The following is a 23,578-nucleotide window of genomic DNA, read 5'->3' as shown; positions in this document are numbered from 1 at the left end:
TGTTCTGCTGTTCGGGGGGTGTTCAGAGGATGGCGACGGGATTGATCGGCGAGCCGACGGCGCCCGTGATGGGGAGCGGCGCGGCGGAGAGCAGGAAGTCGTAGCGCCCCGTCTCGGCGCACAGCGCGCCGAGCTCTTCGAGGTCCCACAGCTCGCCGATCGTGAGGCCGAGGTTGGGGATCACGACCTGGTGCAGCGGCTGGAAGGCGGGGACGTCGAACTCGTTCGGCCGCACCTCGAAACCCCACGTGTCGGTCGCGATGGCGGCGATCTCGGAGCCGTGCAGCCAGCCGGCGGTCGTGAGGCTCAGACCCGGCGCGGGGCCTCCCGCGTAGTCACCCCAGCCGTCGCGGCGCGTGCGCGCGAGCTGTCCCGTGCGGACGAGCACGATGTCGCCGCGGCCGACCGTCGTGCCCTGCGCCGCGATCGTCGCGTCGAGGTCGGCGGCCGTGATGGCAAAGCCGTCCTCGAGCTCGCCCGTCTCGGGGCGCAGGTGGCGGGCGACGTCGAGCAGGACTCCCCGCGAGACGATGACGGATGCCGCATGCTCGATGCCCGTGACGAGATCGCCGTCGCTCGTGACGACCTGGCCCGCGCGACGCCCGTTCCAGGCATTGCCGTGGTCGAAGATGTGGCCGAGGCCGTCCCACTGCGTCGAGCACTGCAGCGGCATCGAGATGTGGTCGTCGGCTCCCCCGATGCCGTGCGGGAATCCCTGCGCGCCCCGCTCGGCATCCGTCCCGGTGTCCATCATGAGATGGACGGGGTTCGTGCGCCGCCGCCAGCCCTTCTGCGGGCCGTTCATGTCGAACGACTGGGAGAGCGAGATCACTCGGCCGGTCCGCACGAGGGCAGCGGCCTCGACGCGCTTGGCCTCGTCGATGAAGTTGAGGGTGCCGAGGCGGTCGTCCTCGCCCCAGCGACCCCAGTTGCGGAACGCCTCGGCGCGCGCCGCGATCTCGGCCTCCGGCTTCTGCCGGTCGAGGTCGGCGGGGTCGGCGCTGGGCAGGGTCATGCCGCCGGCTCCTGGGCGATGCAGCGGACGACCTGCGTGCCGAGGCCCGAGATCGAGCCCGTCATGACGTCGCCGTCGCGCAGGAACCTCTTCCAGTGCTGACCGTTGCCCGAGGGGCTCCCGGTCAGCAGGAGGTCGCCGGGCAGCAGGGGCATCGTCTGCGACGCGCCCGAGATGAGGGCCGGGATGTCGAACAGCAGGTCGCTCGTCGAGCCGTTCTGCATCGTGTCGCCGTTGAGGTCGAGGCGCACCGTGGCATCCGCCCCGTCGATGAAGGGCGCCGGGACGAGGAACGGGCCCGTGGGCAGGAAGCCCGGCGCGTTCTTGGAGCGGTACCAGTCGGTGCCGATCTCCTTCATGTCCTTGCGGAAGACGAGGTCGCGCGTCGTGACGTCGTTGACGATCGTGTAGCCCGCGACATGGTCGAGAGCGTCCTCGCGAGAGACGCGGAACGCCTCCTTGCCGATCACGATGGCGAGCTCGAGCTCCCAGTCGTGCACCTCGCTGTAGCCGGGCAGCACGAGCGGCACGTCGTCGCCGACGACGCACGCGGGCAGTCCGATGAAGAAGTACGGCTCGCCGTTCGCGGCGCGGTCGTCCATCATCTTGGCCGCGAACTCCCGAGCCTCTTCGGGCGTGCGGTCGGAGTTGTTCGTGAGGCCCGCTGCGACGAGCTCGATGACGTGCTCGCGATAGTTCGCGCCCGCCTGCAGCACCTGGCGGGGCGCGACCGGTGCCGTCAGCACGACGTCGGCGAGCGGCATCCATTCGCCGTCCGTCGATGCGAGCGGGCGCAGGCGGTCCCAATCGGGGTGCGCGAGGAAGGCGTTGAGGTCGGCGGCGCCCAGCTCATCGGGCGAAAGCGCCCGGATGCGGTCGCCCGCGACGAGCCCGAGACGCACGGAATCGCCGTCGCGGTAGCGGGCGAGGGCGAAGGGGGCGGTGAGCCCCGCTGACGTCGTCGTCATGTGTCTCTCTCCATGTCCGGTGGTCGGAACGTGGTGCGAGGGCGGAGGCGGCATCACGCGCCTCCGCCCTCGAGCCTGTCAGCCCTGGCCGTGCTTGGCGTAGGGGTTGAGCAGGGCGTCCTTGATCTCATCAGGCACGCCCTCCTCGGTCGCCGAGGGTCCGTCAGCGGGCGGGAACGACTCCGTCATCGACATCGGCATGGCGCTGTTGCGGTAGAAGTTGTTCGAGCCCTGCGACGGCTTCCACGTGTTGGCCTCCCAGTCGGGCACGTAGTTGCGGTAGCCGCCCGTGTTGAGCTCGATGCGCAGGTTCGACGGCTCGCGGTAGTAGAGGAAGTTCTGCTCGCCGATGCCGTGGATCGAGGGGCCGTACTCGATCGGGTAGCCGTTCTCGCCGAGGACGTCGGCGGCGATGAGCAGCTCTTCGCGCGTGTCGACCCAGAAGGCGTAGTGGTTGACGCGGCCGGCCTTGGTCGAGCCGTCGAGGACGACGCCGAGGTCGTGCGACTTCTCGTTCGTCGTGAGCACCGAGAAGACCGAGATGGGCGCCTCGTCGAGCTGCGTGCGGGCCATGAAGCGGAAGCCGAGCACGTCGACGTACCACTTCACGAACGCGTCGACGTCGCTCGTCGCGATCGTGACGTGGTCGAGCTGGCGGGGTGCGCCCGCGACCTTGCTGCGGCGGGAGGGGCGGTCGGGGTAGATCGAGGCGGCGTCGCCCTCGGTGTCCTTGTGGCGCGTGACGTCCCAGTGCAGCGTCAGCGTGTGGCCCCACGGGCCCGTGAAGCGGTAGGCGCGGCCGATCTTGTGCACGTCGACCCACTCGCCCTCGATGCCTGCGGCCTCGACGCGCTTCGCGGCCTCCTCGAGCGCCTCGGGGCTCGAGGTGCGCCAGGCGGCGGTCACGAGCGAGGGCTCGTCGCCCGGCACGACCACGACGCTGTACGCGTAGTAGTCGCCCCAGCAGCGCAGGTACACGGCGCCGTCGACGCGGTCGACGACCGTGAGGCCGACCTGGTTGACGTAGAAGTCGACGGAGGCCTCGACATCCGGCGAGGTGATCTCGACGTATGAGAGGTGAGACAGCAGCTTGATCATCTTCGATCCCTTTCGGAGAGTCTTCGGGGTGATCCCGTGAACTACTTTGGGCGAAGACGGGCATATCAGGGAACGGCATATCGCCGATGCTGAGGATCAGCTCCGTTTATGGATTGGGCGGTCCCGTGCGCAGGCGTGCGCGCGCCGAGACCGCACTGGTCGCAACGGAACCTCGGATCGAGCCGCCCCGGTCAGCGTCGGATCGGTCGGCGACGCCGGGCGGCCACGACCATCGAGGCACCGACGAGGAACAGGATTCCGGCGGCGAGCAGTGCGCCGCGGGGATCCGCGCCCGTGGGCGGCAGACCCGGCGGGACTGCGGGCGGCACGACGGGCGGCACGACGGGCGGGGGAACCTCTGCAGGCGCGACCACCACCTCGATCGTGAGCGGCTCGCCGGTGCCGCCGTCCTTGTCGGTCGCGGTCAGGGATGCCGCGTACGTGCCGGGAGCCGTGTAGAGGTGCGACACGGGCGGGTCGGCGGGGCCGTTGACGCTCAGGACCGGCGTGCCGTCGCCCCAGTCGACGGTGTAGCCGAAGAGGGCCGCCATGTCGGCCGACGAGGGATCGTCCGCACCCACCTTGATCGTGAAGAGCACTCCGGCAGTCGCGGTCAGGGCGCCTGTCACGACGGTGTCGGGGGCGGTGTTGGTGACATCGAGGCTCGCGCTGCTCGTGGCCACCTGCAGTCCCGCCGTCACCCGCAGCGCGACGGTGTGCGTCGACGGACCGTCGTCGATGCCGAGCTCTTCGAGCTGCGTCCACGTCAGCGTCGGCGTCAGGCCCGTGGCGTCGGTGAAGTCACCGTCCGCGTTCAGGTCCCACGCGTAGGCAGCGCCGGGGGTCGATCCGGAGGCGTCGAGCGACAGATCGGCGCCTTCCGCGACGGAGTACGGCCCGCCGGCGACGGCGACGAGGGGCGCCTGGACGGTCTGGTCGAGCGTTGCGCTGCCGGCGGCGAAGACGGGGGTGCCGGAGTAGGTCGCGGTGATGGTGTGCGTGCCCGCGGTGAGGGAGCTCGTCGTGAACGTCGCCGTGCCATCCGCCGCGAGGGGGGTGCCCGTGGCCAGCGGCGTGCCACCTTCAGCGAAGGAGACAGTCCCGGCCGTGACCGGCGCGCCGCCCGCCGTGACCGTGGCGGTGAACGTGACGGCGTCGCCGACGTGGGACGGGTTCAGGTCGGAAGTCACTGTCGTGACGGTGGGGGTCACGTCGACGACCTGGCTGAGGCTGCCACTGCTGGTCGCGAAAACCGGGGTGCCGGAGAAGGTCGCGGTGACCGGGTGCGTGCCGGCGGTGAGCGCACTGGTCGTGAACGTCGCCCTGCCGGTCGCATCCACCGGGATGCTCCCTCCGAGCGGTGCGCCTCCGTCGGTGAACGCGACGGTCCCGGCCGTGACAGGCGCGCCACCCGCCGTGACCGTCGCGGTGAACGTGACGGCGTCGCCGACGTGGGACGGGTTCAGGTCGGAAGTCACCGTCGTGACGGTGGGGGTCACGTCGACGACCTGGCTGAGGCTGCCGCTGCTGGTCGCGAAGTCGGGGGTGCCGGAGTAGGTCGCGGTGAGGGAATGGGTGCCGGCGGTGAGCGCGCTCGTCGTCACCGTCGCCGTACCGTCCGCCGCGAGGGCGACGCTCGCCCCCAGCGGCGTGCCGCCGTCGGCGAAGGCCACAGAACCGGCCGTCACCGGCGCGCCCCCCGCCGTCACCGTGGCGGTGAAGGTGACAGACCCTCCGACCACGGAGGGGTTGACGCTCGAGGTCAACGCGGTCGTCGTGGGGCTCACCGTCGCAAGGGTCAGGCACCAGCCGCCGCTGATCGATCCCGCGTCGCCGGTGGCATCGTCGAGCACCCACAGGCTCCAGACGCCGTTGCCGCTCGCCCCGTTGAAGGTCGCCAGCGTCGTGGCGGAGCTGACGATCGGCGCAGGGGCGGGGAACGCGGCATCCGCTGAATCGGAATCATCGTCGGTCGGCCGGAACGTCCCCGACGTCAGAGGCGTCGGCACCGACCCGGGGGCGGCGTCGTCGAACACGATCGTCGCTCCGCTCACCGCCGAGGTGCCGCCGACGTCGCTCATGAGCATGAGGTTCGTCGCGGGTACAGGGCTCGCGAGCATGACGTCCAGATCGATCGGCGCCGAGTGCGAGACGCCGTTGAGCGTCACGGTGACCTTGCTGACGGGAGCCGTGAGCCCCGACACCGTGATGTTCGACGGGTAGGGAACGGCGGGCCCGGCGAGCGGAGTCGTCAGGGGCCCGGTATTGCAGTACGTGCTGCCCGTCACGACCGTCGCGTTGTCGACGCGCTGCGAGACGGAGCCGTTGCTCGTCAGGAATCCCGTGCTGCCCGAGTAGGTCGCGAGGATCGCGTGGGTGCCCTCGGCGAGGGCGTTCGTCGTGACCTGGGCGAGGCCCGCCGCGTTGACGGCCGCGGTTCCGAGCGGGGCGCCGTCCGCGGTGAACGCGACGGTCCCGGCGGTCACGGGGCTTCCCGCGGCACTGACCGTCGCCGTGAAGGTCACTGCAGCGCCTGTCGCGGACGGCGAGCCGGATGTCGCCACCGCGGTGGTCGTCGCGACCGCCGACACCTCGGTCGTGACAACGAGGCTCCAGCCGCCGGCCATCGAGCCCAGGTCTCCTTTGGCGTCGTCCACGATGAACAGCTGCCACGTGCCGTTGGGATCGATCCCCGTGAATGCGCCGGAAAGGGTCGTCTGCGCGGATGGCGCGGGAGCGGGCGCAGGGAAGGGGTCGCCGGCGCCGTTGTTGGTGGGGCGGTAGGTGCCGGTGGGGACGTTGCCGGTCGGCACCGGTCCGGCTGCCGCGTCGTCGAAGGTGAGCGTGGCATTGTTCGCGAAGGCCAGCGTCGTCGTCGGGTCGCCGATGTCCGACAGCACGACCAGACTCTGACCGGAGGGAGAGACGACCATCGCGTCGACATCGTTGAGCACGCCGTGCGTGAGGCCGTGGAACACGACCTGCACCGCGGAAACGGCGCCCGCCAAGCCCGACACGGTGATGGTCGAGGGGTACGGACTCGCGGGACCGGTCTGTTCGGCGGAACCGGCGGCGGGGATCGCGATGGATGCCGAGTTGCTGAAGGTCGTCGGCCCGTCGGCCTGTGCGATGGACGGCGCGATGAGCGCACCGCCGAGGACGGCGAGGATCACGGCGATGGATGCCGCGACGCCGCGGCGCCGGAATCGCGAGCGTGCGACCGCCGCGCGCGGGGTGTCGGATCCGGCCATCGTCTGCTACTCCCTCACCGCGATCCGCTTCGCCGGACCACCATCCGGCGGGGCATGGCGGACATGGCCCTATGAGGGCACACTATGACTGCCGCGGGCCCCCTGTACAGACCTCGGCCCCGTCGCAGACCGGCGGGACTCGTCTCGACCTCAGGAGGACTCATGGACCCTTACATCGGCGAGGTCCGCTGCTTCGGCTTCAATTTCGCCCCGCAGGGATGGGCGCTGTGCAACGGGCAGCTGCTGACGATCTCGCAGAACACCGCTCTGTTCTCGCTGCTCGGCACGATGTACGGCGGCGACGGGCGCGTGACGTTCGGTCTCCCCGACCTTCGCGGGCGCGTCCCTCTCGCGTTCGGGCAGGGGCCCGGGCTGGGCGCCTACACGCAGGGCGAGGTCGGCGGAACCGAGGCGGTCACGCTCACAGCGGCCACCATCCCGCCGCACGGTCATACCGTCGCCGCCGCGTCCACCGCGACGACCAAGAACCCCGCAGGCGCCGTGCCGGCGCTGACGGCGGGCGGATCCTCGTACGGCACCACGGCTGATCTGGCCATGAGCCCCACGATGATCGGAGGCGGAGGGTCCGGGCAGCCGCACGCCAACATGCAGCCCTATGTCGTGCTGAACTGGTGCATCGCGCTGGTGGGCATCTTCCCGCCGCGGAGCTGAGGTCCGGGCGGATCACCGGCCGATGGCCTCGGCGAGCGCCGCGTCCCGGCGCAGGTCTGCGAGGTCGGCCGTCGGGGCACCCCGCTCGAGGGCTTCGATGGCGCGACGCAGGGCGAGTCGCTGAGGAGACTCGAAGCGCGTCGGGAGCGTGCGGCGGGACGCGGCATCCGTCATCGTCACCTGGATGCCGCGATCGCCGCCCTCCAGCTCGATCAGAGTGCCGCCCAGGGCCGTAAGGCGAATGCGGCCCCACTGCGGCGCACCGGCCTGTGTGCCGAAGACGACGGAGACCGGGACGCCCCCCGCCGCCTCGAGGAGCGCGAGCCGGTGCCCGCGCGACGGCGAACCGGATCGATGCACGAGCGACCCACGGCCGAGCGTGCGCGCCCATCCCAGTGCGTCGGCAAGGGCCGAGGACAGCGTCGCGCCGGGCGAATGACACTCGACGACGAGCGCCGAAGGCGCCGGCACCTCCGTCAGGGCATTCTCGAGGTCATCGACGACGTCGGACGGCAGCAGGGCGCGCTCGAAGACGAGGGGGGTATCACCGGCCCGCGTCGCAAGGGCATCGAGCTCGGTCACGGGGGCGGGCCCCGGCTGCGCGACGACGACCGCGGCGGCGCCGGCCGCGAGCGCTTCCGCTGCGCGCTTCCACCACTCTCCTGCGCCGCTCACGGCGACGACGGCTCCGGAGGGCTCCCGCGTCGCCGCAGCGCGAAGCGGAAGCTCGGCGATCGCCACCCGGTACGCCTCGAGATCGGTGCGGACTTCCGTCGTCATGCCGTCGCCTCCACGGCCTCGGCCGCCTCGTGCGCGAGGCGCAGCCCGTACCGCGCGTCGTCGAGCAGCTCTTCGTACTCCACCGGGATGCCGCTGCCCAAGAGCTCGGCCAGCGCGCGCCATTCCGCGATGTAACCGTCGTCGGCCTCGACGGGGTAGGTCGCGTCGCGCCCGTCTGCCAGCAGTGCCCGCACTCGAGCGCTTCCCGCGTGCACGAAGGCGGGCGGGAAGCTGACGTCGAGCCGATCGCTCGACGTCGTCACCGTCAGCCGCCACAGCGCATCCGCGCCGTCCGCCAGCATGACGGTCGTGAGCTGGATCGGGACGCCGCTCGCGACGAACCCGACGGCGTAGCCGATCGGCGCCAGGGCTCGCGCGAAAAGGACGCGCTCGAACGTCGGGGCGAGATCGCGCACGAGCGGGAGGTCATGGATCGCGAGGCCCGTCAGGAGCTGACGGACGACGCCGGCGGCGACCTCGGGGCGCGACAGATCGGGCGCGGGCCGCGCTCCTCCCGGCGCCGCGAGCTCGGTCACGACGTCGTGGTAGCGCGTGTTGGGCGGCAGCGAGAGGGTCACCGAGATGGAGACGACGGGTCCGCCCGAGACCGTCAGATGGTGCTTGGCGCGCCCCCAAGCGGGGTCGAAGAAGTGATTCGTGCCGACGATGAGGGGGATGCCGGCACGGCGGCAGGCCTCGACGGCCTCCTCGGACTCCGCGACGGTGGCGCCGATCGGCTTCTCGCAGAAGACGGCCTTCTTGCCGGCGGCGACTGCGGCGCGGATCTGCGCGGCGTGCGCGGCGGGCGGACTGCAGATCGCGACGACCTCGACGGCGGGGTCTTCGAGCAGGGCCTCGATGCCGGTCGACGAACGGGCGCCCGTCCGCCCGGCGAGCGCGTCCGCGCGCCCGCTCCCCGCGTCGGCGACGTGCACGACGTGGAAGTCGTCGGCCAGGCGCGCGAGGGTCGGCAGATGCAGGGCCGCGACGCCGGGGCCCGCGCCGATGATGCCGACTCCGTAGACCATCGCCTCTCCTTCCACTTCTGCATGAAGCGTACCTAAGTTATGGATGCTTTGACTATAGGTGTGTCTTTTTGGGCCGCGTATGCACGCGGTTATGCAAGAATCGACCATGGCCAGGGAGTCCACGCTGCGCTTCGGCGCTCAGACCGACGAGATGACGAGCCTGCTGCGCATCGTCAACATGGTGCGCACCGGCGACGCCGCGACACGTCCCGAGATCGGGCGCGTGACGGGTCTCGGTCGAGGCGTCGTGACGCAGCGCGTCGATCACGCGATCGAGATGGGCTACCTCGCCGACGGCGAGTTCGGACCCTCCTCCGGCGGTCGTGCCCCCCGCACGCTGCGCTTCCGCGGCGACGCCGCCCGCATCGTCGTGTGCGCGCTCGGCGCCCTGCACATCCACGTCGGCGTGGCGATGCTCGACGGCGACGTCATCGATCAGTCCCACTCCGCCTGGGACATCGCCCGCGGCCCCGCCGAGACGCTCGACAAGGCCCTCAGCATGATCGACGAGCTGCTCGAGCGGACCCCCGACGTGCCCGTGTGGGGCATCGCGGTCGGCGTCCCGGGGCCCGTCGACTTCGAGAGCGGGCGCCCCGTTGCGCCGCCCATCATGCCGGGGTGGAACGGATTCGACGTCCGCCGCCGCTTCGAGCAGAGGTACGACGCCCCCGTGTGGGTCGACAACGACGTGAACCTGCTCACCTTCGGCGAACGCGCGCGTCGCGGCGACGACCGACTCGACCTCATCTACTGCAAGATCGGCTCGGGTATCGGCGCGGGCCTGCTCTCGCACGGACGCGTCCATCGGGGCGTCAACGGCGCCGCCGGCGACATCGGCCACGTGCGCGTGCGCGAGTCCGAGGCGCTGTGCCGCTGCGGCAAGGTCGGATGCCTCGAGGCCGTCGCGGGCGGCTGGGCGCTCATCCGCGATGCCGAAGCCGAGATCGCTGCGGGCGCGACGGGAACCCTCGCGACCGCCGTCGCCGAGGGCCACGAGCTCTCGCCCGAGCGCATCTCGCTCGCGGCCGAGAACGGCGATGCGCTCGCGATCCGGCTCATCCAGCGCTCGGCGCGCGTCGTCGGCGAGTCGATCGCGGCGCTCGTCAACATGTTCAATCCGTCGATCATCGTGATCGGCGGGGCCGTGGCAGGCGCGGGCGAGCTGCTCCTGGCCGAAGTCCGGCAGCGCGTCTACGAGCTCTCGCTTCCGCTCGCGACGCGCGACCTCACGATCGCGCAGTCCGTCAACGACGTGCGCGAGCCCCTGCGCGGCGGCATCGAGATGGTGCGCGAGCAGCTGTTCGAGGTGACCTTCCCCCGCTGGTTCGGCCTCGGCCGCCCCATGATCGAGGCGATCCGCGGGCCACTCGACGCGGACGCCTGACGCTCCTCACTCGCCGCGGCTCGATCCGGGCTGAAGCACTTCTTACGAAAACAGACTAAAGCGTGTACCTTTCTGTCTGAAGCCGGTGCGCGCCGGTGACACGAAGAAGTGAGGCGCACGTGACCCTTCCCATCCTCGGCGACGACGCCCTCGCCGCGAGCCCGTCGGGCTTCGTGCTGCTCGTGAACCTCCCCTGGATCCGGTCGCTGCCGCTCGCGAGCGTCAGCGATCTGACCGTCACGATCGACGGCGAACCCGTCGAGACGCGGGTCGTGCTGGGCGAACGCCGCCTCGACCCGGCCGCACTCGCCTCGGAGTCCGGCTGGTGGTTCATCCAAGACCGGCTCGCCCTCGAGGTCGGAAGCGTCCTGCAGTCGGGTCGCCATGACGTCTCGGTCTCGTTCAGCCTCGCGATCCCCTACCTCCAGGCCGGACCCGACGGCCCGCTCACGCTCCCCTTCGCGGCGGCGCGGCCGCTCGAGGTCCTTCCCCTCGTCGACGGCGGGACGCGGCATCCCGTCGCCTCGCAGACGTCCGCACGGCCTGCGGCCGCGCGCGACGGCTCCGCGCCCGATGCCGGACCCTGGACCGTCGCCGCGAGCGCCTTCAACTGGACGCCCGAGGTGATCCGCGCGGAGCGCTCCGCGACCGACATCGCCGTCGGCATCGTCGCGGACGGCGTGGCCTCGGTCATCGAGATCGAGCCGGGCCAGCTCTGGCGATCGTTCCCCGTCCCCGCCGACCACGAGGTCGAAGAGCTGCGCGCCGCGCTCGACGAACTCGGCGGCTCGGTCAGCATCGTCGGCGCGAGCCTCGACGACTGGTCGGGGCCGGGGCTGCATCGCTCCGACGACGAGCGATTCGCGTTCCTCGTGCCGCAGCTGCGCGCCGCCCACCGCGTGGGGGCGCACGCCGTCCGCCTTCCGATCGGCCAGGCCGGCGAGCCGCTCCTGCGCCGCCTGCTGCCGACGCTGCACGAGCTCGACCTCGCGCTCTACGAAGAGATCCAGGGTCAGCAGACGCCGAACGCGCCGGGTGCCGCGAGCGCGATCGACACGATCGCGGGCATCGACGACCCGCACGTGCGCCTGCTCGTCGACATCAGCATGCTCATGCCGTCGCTGCCGCCGAGCTACCTCGACCAACTGCGGGCGGGCGGCGTCGATGCGGCGCTGCTCGACCGGCTCGGCGCGGACTGGCGCGACCCCGCGACGGCGGATGCCGTGGTCGCGTACCTGCGCTCGGGCGCCGTGCCGCCCGCCGTGCACACGTCGTTCATGAACCTGCTCATCCGGTTCGGGCGGTCGGATGCCTCGGTCCTGCGCGGCATCCTGCCCCTCGTCGGCGCGTTCCATCTCAAGTTCTGGGACCTCGACGACACCGACGGTCGCGTCTCGCAGCCGATCCGCGACCTCGGCGCCGAGCTGGACCGCTCGGGCTTCGCCGGCACGCTCACGAGCGAGTGGGGCGGCCACGAGTGGCTCGATGACGACCCCGCCGCGATGACGAGGGCGCACCTCGCCCTCGCGCACCGGGCGCTGAGAGCCGCGGCCGCGGTCAGATAGCGCGACGCGGGGCGGGCGCCACGAGACGCCCGCCGCGCGCGCCTACTTCGTCGAGAACGCGGCGTCGAATGCGGCCGCGGGCGGCGTGATCGCGTTGAGGCTGCGCACGAACGCGAGGGCCTCGGGTGCGCCGATGAGGCGGTCCATTCCGGCGTCCTCCCACTCGACGCTCGTGGGACCGTCGTAGCCGATCGCGTTGAGCGCGCGGAAGAGCGGCTCCCACCGCACGGCGCCGTGCCCCGTCGAGACGAACGTCCACCCGCGACGCGGGTTCGCCCACGCGAGGTGCGAGCCCAGCACGCCGTTGCGGCCGTCGAGGTTGGTGATCGACTCCTTCACGTGCACGTGGAAGATGTGGTCCGCGAAGTCGAGCACGAACGCGACGTAGTCCAGCTGCTGCCACACGAAGTGCGAGGGGTCGAAGTTGAACCCGAAGCACTTCCGGTGGCCGATCGCCTCGAGCGTCGCCTTGGCCGTCCAGTAGTCGTAGGCGATCTCGGACGGGTGCACCTCCAGACCGAAGCGCACACCGACCTCTTCGAAGACGTCGAGGATCGGGTTCCAGCGATCGGCGAAGTCCTGGTACCCCGCGGCGATCCATTCGTCCGACGCGGGCGGGAACATCGCGACGGCCTTCCAGATCGACGACCCCGTGAAGCCGTTGACCGTCTTGACGCCGAGCTTCGCGGCAATGCGCGCCGTGCTCTTCATGTCCTCCGCGGCGCGCCGGCGCACGCCTTCGGGGTCTCCGTCGCCCCACACGCGATCCGACAGGATGTCGCGGTGGCGCGCGTCGATCGGGTCGTCGCACACGGCCTGCCCCGTCAGATGGTTCGAGATCGCGTAGACCTTCAGGCCGTTGCGCTCGAGGATGTCGAGCCGCGACTGCACGTACTCCGCGTCATCCCACCGCGACACGTCGAGGTGATCGCCCCAGCAGGCGATCTCGAGGCCGTCGTAGCCCCACTCGCCCGCGAGCCGGGCGACCTCTTCGAACGGCAGATCGGCCCACTGCCCCGTGAACAGGGTGATCGGACGTGCCATGGGGTGTCTCCTATCGGGTGGCGGGCGCGTCGACGCGCACCCAGATCGAGTCGTTCGCCGAGCTCTGCTCGACGGCGGCGAGGACGCGCTGCACGCTGAGCCCCTCCGCGAAGGTCGGATGGGGGTCGGTTCCCGCGGCGATGCCCTCGACGAGGTCCTTGGCCTGGTGCACGAACCCGTGCTCGTAGCCGAGCATGTGCCCGGCCGGCCACCACGCCGAGAGGTAGGGGTGCGACGCTTCGGTCACCAAGATCTTGGTGAATCCCTGACGATCGTCCGGGGCCGTGCGGTCGTAGAACTGCAGCGCGTTGAGGTCTTCGAGGTCGAAGTACAGCGCGCCCTTGTCGCCGGAGACCTCGACCGTGAGGCCGTTCTTGCGGCCCGTCGCGAACCGAGTGGCCTCGAACGACGCGAGAGCGCCGCCCTCGAGCCGTCCCGTGAAGATGGCGACGTCGTCGACGGTGACCTCGCCGAAGCCCTCGGCGGCCGTGCCGCTGAGGCCCGAGCCCGACCCCAGGAGCGGGCGCTGCGTGACGATCGTGTCCATCGTCCCCGACACCGAGGCGACGGCCTGACCCGTGACGAACTGCACCATGTCGATGATGTGGGCGCCGATGTCGCCGAGCGCGCCGGATCCCGCGTGCTCCTTCTGGAGCCGCCACGCGAGGGGCATCTGAGGATCGACGAGCCAATCCTGCCGATAGGCCGCGCGCACCTGCTGCACGTTCCCGACGACTCCCTGCGCGATGAGATCGCGCAGGAAGGTCACGGCCGGGACGCGGCGATAGGTGAACCCGACGACGGCGCGCTGCCCGCGCTCGCCCGCTCGCTGCGCCGCGGCGAGCATGCGCTCGGCCTCTTCGACGGTGTTCGCGAGCGGCTTCTCGCACAGGACGTGCTTACCCGCCTCGAGCGCCGCGATCGCGATCTCGGCGTGCGAGTCCCCCGGCGTGACGATGTCGACGATGTCGATGTCGTCCCGCGCGATCACCTCACGCCAGTCGGTCGCCGACTCGGACCAGCCCCAGTGGGCGGCGGCCTCGGCGACGGCATCCTGATTCCGTCCGACGATCACCGCCATCTCGACATCGAGCGGGAGGTCGTACACCCTGGGCGCCTGGCGCCACCCCACGGAGTGCGCAGCGCCCATGAAGCCGTAGCCGATCATGGCGACGCGTAGCGAATCGGTCAACGTCGTGTCCTTCCTCGAAAGATCATGGCGCGGGGCGCCCGCCGTGTCGACGGGCGCCCCGCAGGTCGTCGGCTACTCGAACGACAGACCGATGTACTGGTCGACGTTCTCCTTCGTGACGACGGGTGCGTCCAGCACGATCCGGTTCGGGATGCTGGGGGTGATGAGGTCGCCCATCGTCTTGGCCTGCGCGATGAGGCGCGCGAGCGCGACGCCGTCGGCCGCCTGCGTCGACGGGTAGATGACCGTCGCCTTGAGCACGGTGTCGTCGGCCTCGATGGCCTCCATCGCGCTCTTGCTGCCGGCGCCGCCGACCATGAAGAACTCGTCGCGACCGGCGGAGTCGATCGCCGCGAGGACGCCGATGCCCTGGTCATCGTCGTGGTTCCAGAGGGCGTCGATCTTCGGGTTGGCAGCGAGCAGCTGGGATGCCGCGGCCTCGCCGCCGGCGACCGTGAAGTCGGCGGCCACGCGGGCCGAGACCTCCAGACCGCAGTCGTCGAGCGCGTCCGCGAAGCCCTCGGACCGGTCCTGCGTGAGGGGCAGCGAGTCGATGCCGGCGATCTCTGCGACGACGGCGTCGGGGTTGTCGCCCAGCTGCTCGCAGATGTAGGTGCCCGCCGAGACGCCCATGCCGTAGTTGTCACCGAGGATCGTCGTGCGCGCGGCGAACGGGCTCGAGAAGACGCGGTCGACGTTGATGACGGGGATGCCGGCCTCCATCGCCTTGATCGCCGCCTCGGTGAGCGCGGCGCCGTCGGTGGGAAGCAGCACGATCGCGTCTACGCCGTTGTTGACGAACGTCTCGACCGCCGCGATCTGTGCAATCGGGTCGTTCGTGCCCTCGGCGACCTGCAGTTCGACGTCGTCGAAGCTGTCGGCGGCCGCCTGGGCGCCCGAGTTGATGGCGCCGAGCCAGCCGTGGTCGGCGGCGGGGCCCGAGAAGCCGATGACGACTTTGTCGCCGGACGCTGCGTTCTCCTCCGTCGTGGTGCCCTGGTCGACGACGTTCTCCTCGTCGGCGCCCGTGCCGGTGCAGCCGGCGAGAATTCCGATGGCAGCGACGACTGCGGTGCCGGTGAGCACGAGCCGCGTGCGCGCGTTCAGGTGTGAGCGCATTTGTTTCCTCCTTGAATGGATGCAGCTGCGACAGGTGGCTGCCGGGAGGGGTTTGGGTCCGCACTCGAGCGATGTCCACGCTGACGGGACTCACGGTAACAGAACCGACCGTCGGACCGGCACCTTTTGTGTCCTACTCGTTATAAGTGGCCCGCGAAGCCTCTCTGCCCTGTTTTCTTCGGGCAGATCGACTCGTCGAGCACGGGAAGCGGCCTGAGAATCGGCGTCGCGGGCTCTGGGCGAGCATCCGGGCGCCATGTTATGTTCGTGCCGTGATCAAAGGTGACCATGGATCGGCATTACTGACGGCCGAAGGGCTGACGAAGTCGTTCGCCGGGGTCCGGGCTCTGCGAGGCGTCGATCTCGAGATCCTCGCCGGCGAAGTGCACTGCGTCCTCGGCCAGAACGGTGCGGGCAAGTCGACCCTCATCAAGACCCTCGCGGGCGTGCACCGTCCGGACGAAGGCGCGATCTTCTGGCTCGGCGAGCGGATTGACATCCCGAATCCCGAAGCCGCGATCGAGATCGGCATCGCGACGATGTACCAGGAGCTCGACGTCGTCGACGGCCTGACCATCGCCGAGAACATCTTCCTCGGACACGAGATCGCCCGGGGCGGCTTCACGAAGCGCTCCGAGGCCGCGAAGCAGACGCGCGAGCTGCTGCGCCGGCTCGGCCACTCCAACCTCTCACCCAACACGGAAGTCGGCACGCTCAGCGCCGCCAACAAGCAGATCGTGAGCATGGCGCGCGCCCTGTCGCACGACATCAAGCTCATCATCATGGACGAGCCGTCGGCCGTGCTCGACTCCGAAGAGGTCAAGAACCTCTTCCACGTCGTGCACGAGCTGACCTCCGAGGGCATCGCGGTCGTCTACATCACGCATCGCCTGGAGGAGATCCGTCAGATCGGCGACCGCATCACGGTCCTCAAGGACGGTCGCACGACCGCGACGGGGCTCCCCGTCGCGGAGACCACCACGAGCGACCTCATCAAGCTCATGACGGGACGCGACGTCGAGAACGTCTTCCCGCCCGCCGCACCCATCGCCGACGATGCAGCCGTCGTGCTCGAGGTCGAGGACCTCGCCCTCGCCGGCGTCTTCGCGGACGTTTCCTTCTCGGTGCGCGCTGGAGAGGTCGTCGGACTCGCCGGCCTCGTCGGCTCCGGGCGCTCCGAGATCCTCGAGACCATCTACGGCGCACGGCGGTCCACGGCGGGCGCCGTCCGCATCGGCGGCAAGACGCTGCGACGCGGTTCGGTCGTCGCCGCCGTACGCGAGGGCATCGGCCTGTCGCCGGAGGAACGCAAGAGCCAGGGCCTCGTGCTCGACGAGCCGATCTTCGTCAACGTGACCCTGTCGTCGATGTCACGGTTCGCCCGCGCCGGCTTCCTCAATGACCGCGCCGCGCGGGCGACCGCGCGCGAGCAGATCCAGGCGCTCGAGCTGCGCCCCGCCGACCCCGACCGCCCGGCGGGCACCCTCTCCGGCGGCAACCAGCAGAAGATCCTCCTGGCCCGCTGGCTCGTCCACGGCACTCGGGTCCTCTTGCTCGATGAGCCCACTCGCGGCGTCGATGTCGGCGCACGCGCCGAGATCTATGCGCTCATCAGAGCGCTGGCCGCCGCCGGCAACGCGCTCGTCGTGGTCTCGAGCGAGATCGAGGAGGTCCTCGGCCTCGCCGACAACGTCCTCGTGGTCGCCGACGGACGCGTCGTCGAAACCCTCCCCGCCTCCCAGATCGACGAGCACGGCGTGCTCGACCTCGTGATGAAAGGAACCGCCGCGTGAGCGAGCAGTCCACCCCCGGGGCCGAAGCCGCCCCCGCGAACGGCGCGCCGCCGACCTCCTCGACCTCCACGACCGAGCAGGAGAGCCGGTGGCGGCGCCTCCTGTCCGGCTCCGTCGGCCGCAATCTCGGCCTCGTGGCAGCGCTTCTGGTGCTCGTGATCGCGGGTGCCGTCACGGCACCCGACACATTCCTGACCACGAGCAACATCCTCACGATCCTGCGCGCCGCATCGATCCTCGGCGTCGTGTCGATCGGCATGACGCTCGTGATCACGGCCGGCGGCATCGACCTCTCAGTCGGCTCCCTCATCGGCCTCGCATCCGTCGTCGCGACACTCGCCGCGATCCAGGATCTCGCCGACCAGCTGCACTGGATCGTGATGATCGTCCTCGCCCTCGCCGTCGGCGTCGGCGCGGGGCTCATCAACGGCATCGTGATCGCCTACGGCAAGGTCGTCGCCTTCATGGCGACCCTCGCGATGCTCGTCGCCGCCCGCGGACTCGCCGAGATCCTCGCCGAGCGCCGCACCCTCCAGGTCGGCAACCGCGACTTCATCAACTTCATGAACCTCGACATCATCGGCGTGGACATGCTGATCTGGATCTTCGGGATCGTCGCCGTCCTCGGCTGGGTGGTGCTCAACCGCACGACGTTCGGCCGTCGCACGGTCGCGATCGGCGGCAACCGCGAAGCCGCGCGGCTGGCGGGCATCAACGTCAAGCGCCACACCATGTGGCTCTACGCGATTTCGGGGCTCACCGCGGGCATCGCCGCGGTCATGTATCTCGGCCGCACCACCGCCGGCACCTCGACGCACGGCACGTTGCTCGAGCTCGATGCGATCGCCGCGGTGGTCGTGGGCGGGACGCTTCTCGCCGGAGGGCGCGGCACCGTCACGGGAACGGTGTTCGGCGTGCTGATCTTCACGACCCTGACCAACGTGTTCGTGCAGAACAACCTGAACTCCTCTGTGCAGGCGGTCGTCAAGGGCGTCATCATCGTCGTCGCCGTGCTGCTGCAGCAGCGCTTCGCCAAGCCCAGCGGGCGAGCGACATGACGGCCGGCCGCGCGGGCAGGGCGCGGCATCCCCTCTTCTCGTCGGAAGTCCGCGGAATTCGAGCCGCGCGCAGGCAGTGATTGACTGAACCGTGGTGACTCTCTCGTCGGAATCGTCCCCCGCCGGCAGCGGAGCGATCGAGCTCTTCCAGCTGCTGCGCGACGGCACTCCGCGCACGCGCGCGCAACTCGCCAAGTCCACGGGACTCGCGCGCTCCACGATCGCCGCGCGCGTCGAGGAGCTCATGCGGATGGGCCTCATCATGCCGGTGGCGGATGCCGCATCCACCGGTGGGCGCCCGCCGTCGCAGTTCGCGCTCAACCCGAGCGCCCGGGTCGTGCTCGCCGTCGACATCGGCGCATCGCACACGACGGTCGCCGTCATGGACCTCACGGGGGCGATCCTTGAGAAGCGCACCGAGGCGCTGCCCGTCGCCGACGGGCCTGTCGCGGTGCTCACGCGGATGGTCGAGACCGCCGGCGCGCTCGTGGCGGAGTCGGGACGCGACATCCGCTCCCTCGTCGCGATCGGGATCGGCGTTCCCGGCCCCGTCGAGCACTCGACCGGTCAGCCCGTGAACCCGCCGATCATGCCCGGATGGGACCGATTCGACGTGCCGGGGTGGGTGCAGCAGCACCTCGAGGTGCCGGTGCTCGTCGACAACGACGTCAACATCATGGCCCTCGGTGAGCGCGCCACCGCATGGCCCACGACGCAGCACCTCATGTTCGTCAAGGTGGCGACGGGCATCGGCGCCGGCGTCATCTCGGGCGGGGAGCTGCAGCGCGGCGCGCAGGGCGTCGCGGGCGACATCGGGCACGTGCAGGTCGCGCGCGGCTCGGACGTGCCGTGCCACTGCGGCAATCGGGGATGTCTCGAGGCCGTCGCCTCGGGTCCCGCGATCGCGCGTGCTCTGCGCGCGCAGGGCGTGCCCGCCGAGAACGGCGACGACGTCATCGCGCTCGTGAAGGGCGGCAGCATCGATGCGATCCAGGCGGTGCGGCAGGCGGGCCGCGACATCGGCGAAGTGCTCACCGCCTGCGTGAGCCTCATGAATCCGTCGGTCATCGCGCTCGGCGGCTCGATGGCGCGCGTCGGCGAGCACCTCATCGCGGGGGTTCGCGAGGTCGTCTACACGCGGTCGATGCCACTCGCGACCGAGCACCTCGCGATCGTGCAGTCCGCCGCGGCCGAGAACGCGGCCGTCGTCGGAGCCGGGATGCTGGCGGTCGAGCATGTGCTCTCGCCCGAGGCGTTCCACTCCCTCGCCGGCTGATCCTGTCTGATCGACGTCGTTCGTTCGACGCCTCTAGCCGAGCCGGTGGAGACCCGCGAGGGTCGGGGTGAATCCCGCCGCCGTGTAGAAGCCGTCGAGGTGCGGCTCGTAGTCGACGTGAAGCCATTCGCAGCCGGCCTCTCGCGCGAGCGCGGTGAGGCGTCGCAGCAGCTCGGAACCGATGCCGCGGCCCTGGAGGTCGGGCAGGACCGCGGTGTCGAGGACGAACGCGTGACTGCCCCCGTCCCAGCACGCGTGGACGAAGCCGCACAGCCGGTCGCCGTCGTAGGCGCAGACCCATCCGACGCTGTGCGCACGGAGCCGCGCGGACCACGGAGCGACATCGCCCGACAGGATCCCGCCGAAGGCGAGGTCGTGCAGCCGGCTCAGCGCGACGTCATCGACGGGCCCGCGCTCTACGTAGGTGATGCTCATCGCCCCACGGTACGGGGAACGGCGCGGGATGGCGGCTCAGCGGGGCTCGAGCCCCGCGGCGCGGTAGATGTCGTCGACGACGCGCATCGTGCCGACGCCACGCGCTGCATCGAGGATGCTGGGAGAGCCGTCGCCCAGCACGGCGACGAGGTGCTCCAGCTGACGCGCGTAGCTGTTCTCGCCCTCGACGGCCTTCTCTTCGACCAGCACGTCCTCGCCCGCGGTGACGCGCAGCGTCGCTCCCCACTGCGGGACGATCACGCTCGTGGCGTGCAGCGTCGCCGCGGAGCCGACGACGTGCAGCGACATGGCGCCCTTGTCGTCGCCGATGAACGACGCGCGCACCACTGCGAACGCACCCGACGCGAGCCGCAGCACCGCGTCGGTCTGCAGGTCGATGCGGGGATCCTCGTCGTAGAGCACCGCCGTCGCGGACTCCACGACCGGCTCGCCCCAGGCGGCGCGGATGAGGTCGACGGCATAGCAGCCGACGTCCATGACGGCGCCGCCGGCGAGGTCTCCGTCCAGCCTGATGTTGCCGGGCTTCACGACGAAGTGGGGGATGCTGAAATCGACGTCCACCCGCTCGATCTCCCCGAGCGCGCCCGACGAGATGACCTCGAGCAGACGCTGCGTGAAGCCGTGCAGCCGGTAGTGGAAGCCGACGAACGCGCGCCGGTCCGCCTCGGCGGCGGCAGCGGCGATCGCGGCGGCGGTCGTGCCGTTCGCCGACAGAGGCTTCTCGCAGAGGACGTGCTTCCCGGCCTGCAGGGCACGCACACCCCACTCGGCGTGCGTGATCGGCGGCAGCGCGAGATACACGAGGTCGATGTCGGGGTCCGACAGGATCGCGTCGTAGTCGCCGTGCTTCGGCAGGTCGAGCCGCTCGGCGAACGCCCGGGCGCGTTCCGGGTCCCGTGCGCCGATCGCGTCGACGCGCACACCCTCGACCTCGCGTGACGGCTCCACCATCGCTCGCTCCGCGATGCCGCCGGCACCCAGGATGCCGATCCTCAGCTCCGTCGTCACCGTTCAGCCCTCGTGGTTGTAGTAAGGCCAGGGCAGGAAGCGCCGATCGCCACGACGGTCCGGACCTTCCAGCGCGACCTCGCCCGTGGCTGCCCACTCGACACCGCGCGGGAACATGCGGATGAAGTCGATGCGCCGGAACGTGTCGATGTCGTGGCCGATCGTGATCGTGAACGAGCGGCCCCTGCCGTAGTCGTTGATCCACGCGATCGGCTGGTCGGTGTCGATGCCGGGCAGCGCCGTGATGCCCTCGGGCGGGATCGCCACGGGGTAGTGCGACATCGGCCAGACCGGCGCCTTCTCGTACGCCGCGAGGTCGTCGAACGTCGTGAGCAGCACCTGCGCGCCGTCCAGGATCTCGACCCCGACGAGGATGTCGTCCCCGGTCACGGTCCAGCGCGGGCTGATTCCTTCGGTGATGGGATGCCGCGGCTCGACCGTGTCGAGCTGCGCCTCGCCCCACGGGCGCGGCCGCAGCCCTCCCGCGACCGTGAGGCGCGAGCCGCGCATGACGTTGAACTCGTCGGGGTAGCCCCAGTCGTCCTCCTGCGCGGCCGAGCCGTGGAACCAGACGATGCCCTTGCCGTCATCGTGGACGAACTTCAGCAGCGCGGCATCCGTCTCGGCTCCGAACCCGACGGCCTTTTCGTGGTAGCCGTCGCGGCCCTCGAAGACGACGATGACGACGTCGTACTTGTCGATGATCGCAGGCCCGAGTCCGCGCGGGTCCTCGACGACCCGCACCTTGAAGCGCCCGGTGTCCTCCAGGAGCGTCGTGATCCACTGGTTGTGCAGCCGGAAGCTGCGGAATTCATTGTCATGCTCCCGGGTCATGTGGCCCGAAAGGATGAGGACGTTCAGCACACCGGTCATGTCAGACCCGCACTCCCTGGCGCTCGACGATCGGCCGGAGCACCTTCTGCACGTACCAGCCGCTGACCATCGCGCTCTCGGCGGGGCGGGGACTCTGATCCGACTCGACCACGATCCAGCCGGTGTAGTCGGAGTCGGCGACCGCCTGCGCGAAGGCTTCGAAGTCGATCAGGCCGCCCTCATCGGTCGGCTCGAAGAACCAGCGCTCGATGCGTCGCTCACCGCCTTCGGTGCGCACGAAGTGCTCCGCGTGCGGGGTGAGCGCCTCGTCGCCGACGACGTCGCGGGCGTTCTTGAGCTGGATGTGGGCGACCCGATCGGCGTGCCGACGGAAGAACTCCACGGGGTCGATGCCGGCGACGGCGAGCTCGGCCGTGTCGAGTGCGAGGCCGACGAATCCGGGATCGGTGGCGGCGAGAAGCCGGTCGATGCCGTCGCCGAGGCGCAGCGCCGACAGGAAATCGACGTGGAGAGCCAGACGCACATCGTGCTCCCCGATTCGACGCCCGACCTCGTTCCAGAGTCGTGCCAGCGTGCCGATCTGGTCGTCACTGAGCGCGCCCGTCTGCCACGCCGACCCCACCGGGCGCACGACGAGCGTGTTGCCGCCGAGCCGGTGCACCGCATCCGCGAACCACACCGAGGTGGCCACGATGGGCGCGAGCGCGTCCGGATCCAGCGGGTCGGGCCCGCGGCCCATCTCGACGTCGAACCCGACGAACGGGTCGTAGACGTAGCTGCTGACGGCGTCCAGCGCGCACTCCGCGAGGAACGCGCGCAGGCCGTCGAGCGAGCCGTACAGCTTCGCGATCTCATCCGGGCTGCCGAACGGCTCCCACGGGCCGAAGCTCACCGCGGTGAACTCGACACCGCTGAACCCGCTGATCGAGATCGTCTTGAAGGCACGCTCGTGGTCGCGCTTGCGGACGAACGCGTCGATGTTGGTATCCCACTGGTTCAGGGCGTACGCCCACCGGATGCCGGTCATTTCGCGCCCTCCCCGTGGATGCCGTCGAGCACGTTCTTCGCGTACCACCGCGCGATGGCCGTGCTCTCGGAGTAGTCGCCGCCCAGCTTGTCGGCCTTGTCGTGCTCGACGCTGATCCAGCCCGTGTAGCCGTGATCGCGTACCGAGCGCATCATCGACTCGAAGTCGACGAGGCCCTCGGCCGTCCCCATCTCGTAGAACCACTTCTCGGTCGTCACGGCCGAGAGCTCGGCATCCGGCCACAGTCGGTAGTCGTCGTTGACGTCCTTCGTGCGCGTGTCCTTGAAGTGGAAGCCCGTCACGCGCTCATGGTGCGCCTCGTAGACATCGACCGGGTCGACATCCGCGATGCAGTGCTGCGCGGTGTCGACGAAGAACTTCACGTACCGCGGGTCGGCGTACTCGTAGAACGTGTCGATCTGCGCGCGGGTGCGGATGCCGCCGTAGAACTCGTGATGGCAGGTGAGGTTGACCCCATAGTGCTGCGTGATCTCGCCCACTTCCGCCCAGACATCGGCCGCATGCTTGAGACCGTCGTCCGAGACGCCGACCTCGTCGAAGTACCGGGATCCCGGCATGACGATGATGTTGTCGAGCTGGATGCCGGACCAGCGGTCCATCGTGAGCTTGAAGTCGTCGAGGATCGTCGGGTGGGTCGCCGGCACCTCCGGCGCGTAGCGGTCGGGGGTGTAGTACACGCCGTGGAACGTGTTGACGATCCGCTCGAGACCCTGCTCCTGCACGAACTCCTGGTAGTTCGCCACCGAGCCGTACTGCTCGAGGATCTGCCAGAAGCGGAAGTCGAACGTGTCGATGGCATCGAATCCGACGGCCGCGACCTGGCGCAGGAAGCGCGTCATCGCGAGCCGGGACTGCCATTGGTCGATGGGACCGGCGGGACCCTGGCTGCGCCAATGGTCCATATAGCTCCACTTGATCTGGCGGGGCTCGGCGCTGGGCGTCGTCATCGCGGTGTCTGCTTCCTGTGGAGCGGGTCTGCCGTGCGCGCG

The 23,578-nt window shown here is 70.3% G+C and carries 20 protein-coding genes; 6 read left to right on the top strand and 14 right to left on the bottom strand.

The genetic code is table 11. The features are described from left to right. Positions 1–22: 22 nt before the first annotated feature. From MJ607_RS09465 to MJ607_RS09450, 4 genes are all read right to left on the bottom strand, one after another. Complete coding sequence (locus MJ607_RS09465; RefSeq protein ID WP_243075341.1) at positions 23–1,015, bottom strand: cyclase family protein; 993 nt, start codon at positions 1,013–1,015, stop codon at positions 23–25. Continuing rightward, positions 1,012–1,983: a fumarylacetoacetate hydrolase family protein gene (locus MJ607_RS09460; protein ID WP_243075340.1), complete on the bottom strand. Its 972-nt coding sequence runs from the start codon at positions 1,981–1,983 to the stop codon at positions 1,012–1,014. The genes MJ607_RS09465 and MJ607_RS09460 overlap by 4 nt, the downstream gene beginning before the upstream one ends. Positions 1,984–2,061: 78 nt before the next feature. Further along, positions 2,062–3,081 carry a VOC family protein gene (locus MJ607_RS09455; protein ID WP_243075339.1) on the bottom strand — a complete coding sequence of 340 codons (1,020 nt, stop codon included), beginning with the start codon at positions 3,079–3,081 and terminating at the stop codon, positions 2,062–2,064. 191 nt (positions 3,082–3,272) lie between these two features. Further along, positions 3,273–6,332: an S-layer family protein gene (locus tag MJ607_RS09450; protein ID WP_243075338.1), complete on the bottom strand. Its 3,060-nt coding sequence runs from the start codon at positions 6,330–6,332 to the stop codon at positions 3,273–3,275. Between the two features lie 162 nt (positions 6,333–6,494). Here MJ607_RS09450 and MJ607_RS09445 point away from each other — a divergent pair, with 162 nt between their 5' ends. Next, positions 6,495–7,004 (top strand): phage tail protein, encoded by a 510-nt coding sequence (locus MJ607_RS09445; protein ID WP_243075337.1) that lies wholly within the window; start codon positions 6,495–6,497, stop codon positions 7,002–7,004. Between the two features lie 12 nt (positions 7,005–7,016). Here MJ607_RS09445 and MJ607_RS09440 read toward each other — a convergent pair whose 3' ends face one another. Then, positions 7,017–7,784, bottom strand: a complete 768-nt coding sequence (locus MJ607_RS09440) for a hypothetical protein (RefSeq protein ID WP_243075336.1) — start codon at positions 7,782–7,784, stop codon at positions 7,017–7,019. Further along, a complete protein-coding gene (locus tag MJ607_RS09435) occupies positions 7,781–8,812 on the bottom strand; it encodes a Gfo/Idh/MocA family protein (protein ID WP_243075335.1) in 1,032 nt (343 codons plus the stop codon). The genes MJ607_RS09440 and MJ607_RS09435 overlap by 4 nt, the downstream gene beginning before the upstream one ends. A gap of 106 nt (positions 8,813–8,918) precedes the next feature. Between MJ607_RS09435 and MJ607_RS09430 the strand changes: the two genes are divergently transcribed. Both MJ607_RS09430 and MJ607_RS09425 read left to right on the top strand, forming a co-directional pair. Beyond that, a complete protein-coding gene (locus MJ607_RS09430) occupies positions 8,919–10,196 on the top strand; it encodes an ROK family protein (RefSeq protein ID WP_243075334.1) in 1,278 nt (425 codons plus the stop codon). A 119-nt stretch (positions 10,197–10,315) separates the two neighbouring features. Next, positions 10,316–11,761, top strand: a complete 1,446-nt coding sequence (locus MJ607_RS09425; RefSeq protein ID WP_243075333.1) for a sugar phosphate isomerase/epimerase — start codon at positions 10,316–10,318, stop codon at positions 11,759–11,761. Positions 11,762–11,803: 42 nt separating this feature from the next. Here MJ607_RS09425 and MJ607_RS09420 read toward each other — a convergent pair whose 3' ends face one another. The 3 genes from MJ607_RS09420 to MJ607_RS09410 form a co-directional block, all read right to left on the bottom strand. After that, a complete protein-coding gene (locus MJ607_RS09420) occupies positions 11,804–12,805 on the bottom strand; it encodes a sugar phosphate isomerase/epimerase (RefSeq protein ID WP_243075332.1) in 1,002 nt (333 codons plus the stop codon). A 10-nt stretch (positions 12,806–12,815) separates the two neighbouring features. After that, a complete protein-coding gene (locus MJ607_RS09415; protein WP_243075765.1) occupies positions 12,816–13,973 on the bottom strand; it encodes a Gfo/Idh/MocA family protein in 1,158 nt (385 codons plus the stop codon). A 96-nt stretch (positions 13,974–14,069) separates the two neighbouring features. Further along, positions 14,070–15,116, bottom strand: coding sequence for a substrate-binding domain-containing protein (locus MJ607_RS09410; RefSeq protein WP_243075331.1), 1,047 nt, complete (start codon positions 15,114–15,116; stop codon positions 14,070–14,072). 317 nt (positions 15,117–15,433) lie between these two features. Between MJ607_RS09410 and MJ607_RS09405 the strand changes: the two genes are divergently transcribed. The 3 genes from MJ607_RS09405 to MJ607_RS09395 all read left to right on the top strand — a co-directional run bounded on the left by MJ607_RS09405 (position 15,434) and on the right by MJ607_RS09395 (position 19,243). Further along, positions 15,434–16,909, top strand: coding sequence for a sugar ABC transporter ATP-binding protein (locus MJ607_RS09405; protein ID WP_243075764.1), 1,476 nt, complete (start codon positions 15,434–15,436; stop codon positions 16,907–16,909). Further along, on the top strand, positions 16,906–17,967 hold the full coding sequence (locus MJ607_RS09400) for an ABC transporter permease (protein WP_243075330.1): 1,062 nt from the start codon (positions 16,906–16,908) through the stop codon (positions 17,965–17,967). Before MJ607_RS09405 ends, MJ607_RS09400 begins: the two co-directional genes overlap by 4 nt. 91 nt (positions 17,968–18,058) lie before the next feature. Continuing rightward, positions 18,059–19,243 carry an ROK family transcriptional regulator gene (locus MJ607_RS09395; protein ID WP_374238048.1) on the top strand — a complete coding sequence of 395 codons (1,185 nt, stop codon included), beginning with the start codon at positions 18,059–18,061 and terminating at the stop codon, positions 19,241–19,243. A 33-nt stretch (positions 19,244–19,276) separates the two neighbouring features. On the opposite strand, the gene MJ607_RS09390 is transcribed toward MJ607_RS09395, so the two are convergent. Genes MJ607_RS09390 through MJ607_RS09370 form a run of 5 tightly spaced genes read right to left on the bottom strand, consistent with a single transcriptional unit; the run spans position 19,277 to position 23,536 of the window. Further along, entirely contained in the window at positions 19,277–19,678 is a 402-nt protein-coding gene (locus tag MJ607_RS09390; RefSeq protein WP_243075328.1) for a GNAT family N-acetyltransferase, read from the bottom strand. 36 nt (positions 19,679–19,714) lie between these two features. Beyond that, positions 19,715–20,707 (bottom strand): Gfo/Idh/MocA family protein, encoded by a 993-nt coding sequence (locus MJ607_RS09385; protein WP_243075327.1) that lies wholly within the window; start codon positions 20,705–20,707, stop codon positions 19,715–19,717. 3 nt (positions 20,708–20,710) lie between these two features. Then, entirely contained in the window at positions 20,711–21,580 is an 870-nt protein-coding gene (locus tag MJ607_RS09380) for a ThuA domain-containing protein (protein WP_243075326.1), read from the bottom strand. A 1-nt stretch (position 21,581) separates the two neighbouring features. Continuing rightward, entirely contained in the window at positions 21,582–22,568 is a 987-nt protein-coding gene (locus tag MJ607_RS09375; RefSeq protein WP_243075325.1) for a sugar phosphate isomerase/epimerase, read from the bottom strand. Beyond that, positions 22,565–23,536, bottom strand: coding sequence for a sugar phosphate isomerase/epimerase (locus tag MJ607_RS09370; protein WP_243075324.1), 972 nt, complete (start codon positions 23,534–23,536; stop codon positions 22,565–22,567). Before MJ607_RS09370 ends, MJ607_RS09375 begins: the two co-directional genes overlap by 4 nt. Positions 23,537–23,578 lie beyond the last annotated feature (42 nt).

The sequence above is a fragment of the Microbacterium sp. SS28 genome, from assembly GCF_022761035.1.
In the GTDB taxonomy this organism is placed as follows: domain Bacteria; phylum Actinomycetota; class Actinomycetes; order Actinomycetales; family Microbacteriaceae; genus Microbacterium.
Note: the sequence above shows the minus strand (reverse complement) of the source record. Positions and strands in the feature narration are given on the sequence as shown.

Coding starts and splice junctions, on each gene's coding strand:
- MJ607_RS09415 (WP_243075765.1), bottom strand. CDS start 13,973: ATGATCGGCTACGGCTTCATGGGCGCTGCGCACTCCGTGGGGTGGCGC.
- MJ607_RS09460 (WP_243075340.1), bottom strand. CDS start 1,983: ATGACGACGACGTCAGCGGGGCTCACCGCCCCCTTCGCCCTCGCCCGC.
- MJ607_RS09430 (WP_243075334.1), top strand. CDS start 8,919: ATGGCCAGGGAGTCCACGCTGCGCTTCGGCGCTCAGACCGACGAGATG.
- MJ607_RS09370 (WP_243075324.1), bottom strand. CDS start 23,536: ATGACGACGCCCAGCGCCGAGCCCCGCCAGATCAAGTGGAGCTATATG.
- MJ607_RS09455 (WP_243075339.1), bottom strand. CDS start 3,081: ATGATCAAGCTGCTGTCTCACCTCTCATACGTCGAGATCACCTCGCCG.
- MJ607_RS09450 (WP_243075338.1), bottom strand. CDS start 6,332: ATGGCCGGATCCGACACCCCGCGCGCGGCGGTCGCACGCTCGCGATTC.
- MJ607_RS09445 (WP_243075337.1), top strand. CDS start 6,495: ATGGACCCTTACATCGGCGAGGTCCGCTGCTTCGGCTTCAATTTCGCC.
- MJ607_RS09435 (WP_243075335.1), bottom strand. CDS start 8,812: ATGGTCTACGGAGTCGGCATCATCGGCGCGGGCCCCGGCGTCGCGGCC.
- MJ607_RS09465 (WP_243075341.1), bottom strand. CDS start 1,015: ATGACCCTGCCCAGCGCCGACCCCGCCGACCTCGACCGGCAGAAGCCG.
- MJ607_RS09420 (WP_243075332.1), bottom strand. CDS start 12,805: ATGGCACGTCCGATCACCCTGTTCACGGGGCAGTGGGCCGATCTGCCG.
- MJ607_RS09440 (WP_243075336.1), bottom strand. CDS start 7,784: ATGACGACGGAAGTCCGCACCGATCTCGAGGCGTACCGGGTGGCGATC.
- MJ607_RS09410 (WP_243075331.1), bottom strand. CDS start 15,116: ATGCGCTCACACCTGAACGCGCGCACGCGGCTCGTGCTCACCGGCACC.
- MJ607_RS09375 (WP_243075325.1), bottom strand. CDS start 22,568: ATGACCGGCATCCGGTGGGCGTACGCCCTGAACCAGTGGGATACCAAC.
- MJ607_RS09380 (WP_243075326.1), bottom strand. CDS start 21,580: ATGACCGGTGTGCTGAACGTCCTCATCCTTTCGGGCCACATGACCCGG.
- MJ607_RS09390 (WP_243075328.1), bottom strand. CDS start 19,678: ATGAGCATCACCTACGTAGAGCGCGGGCCCGTCGATGACGTCGCGCTG.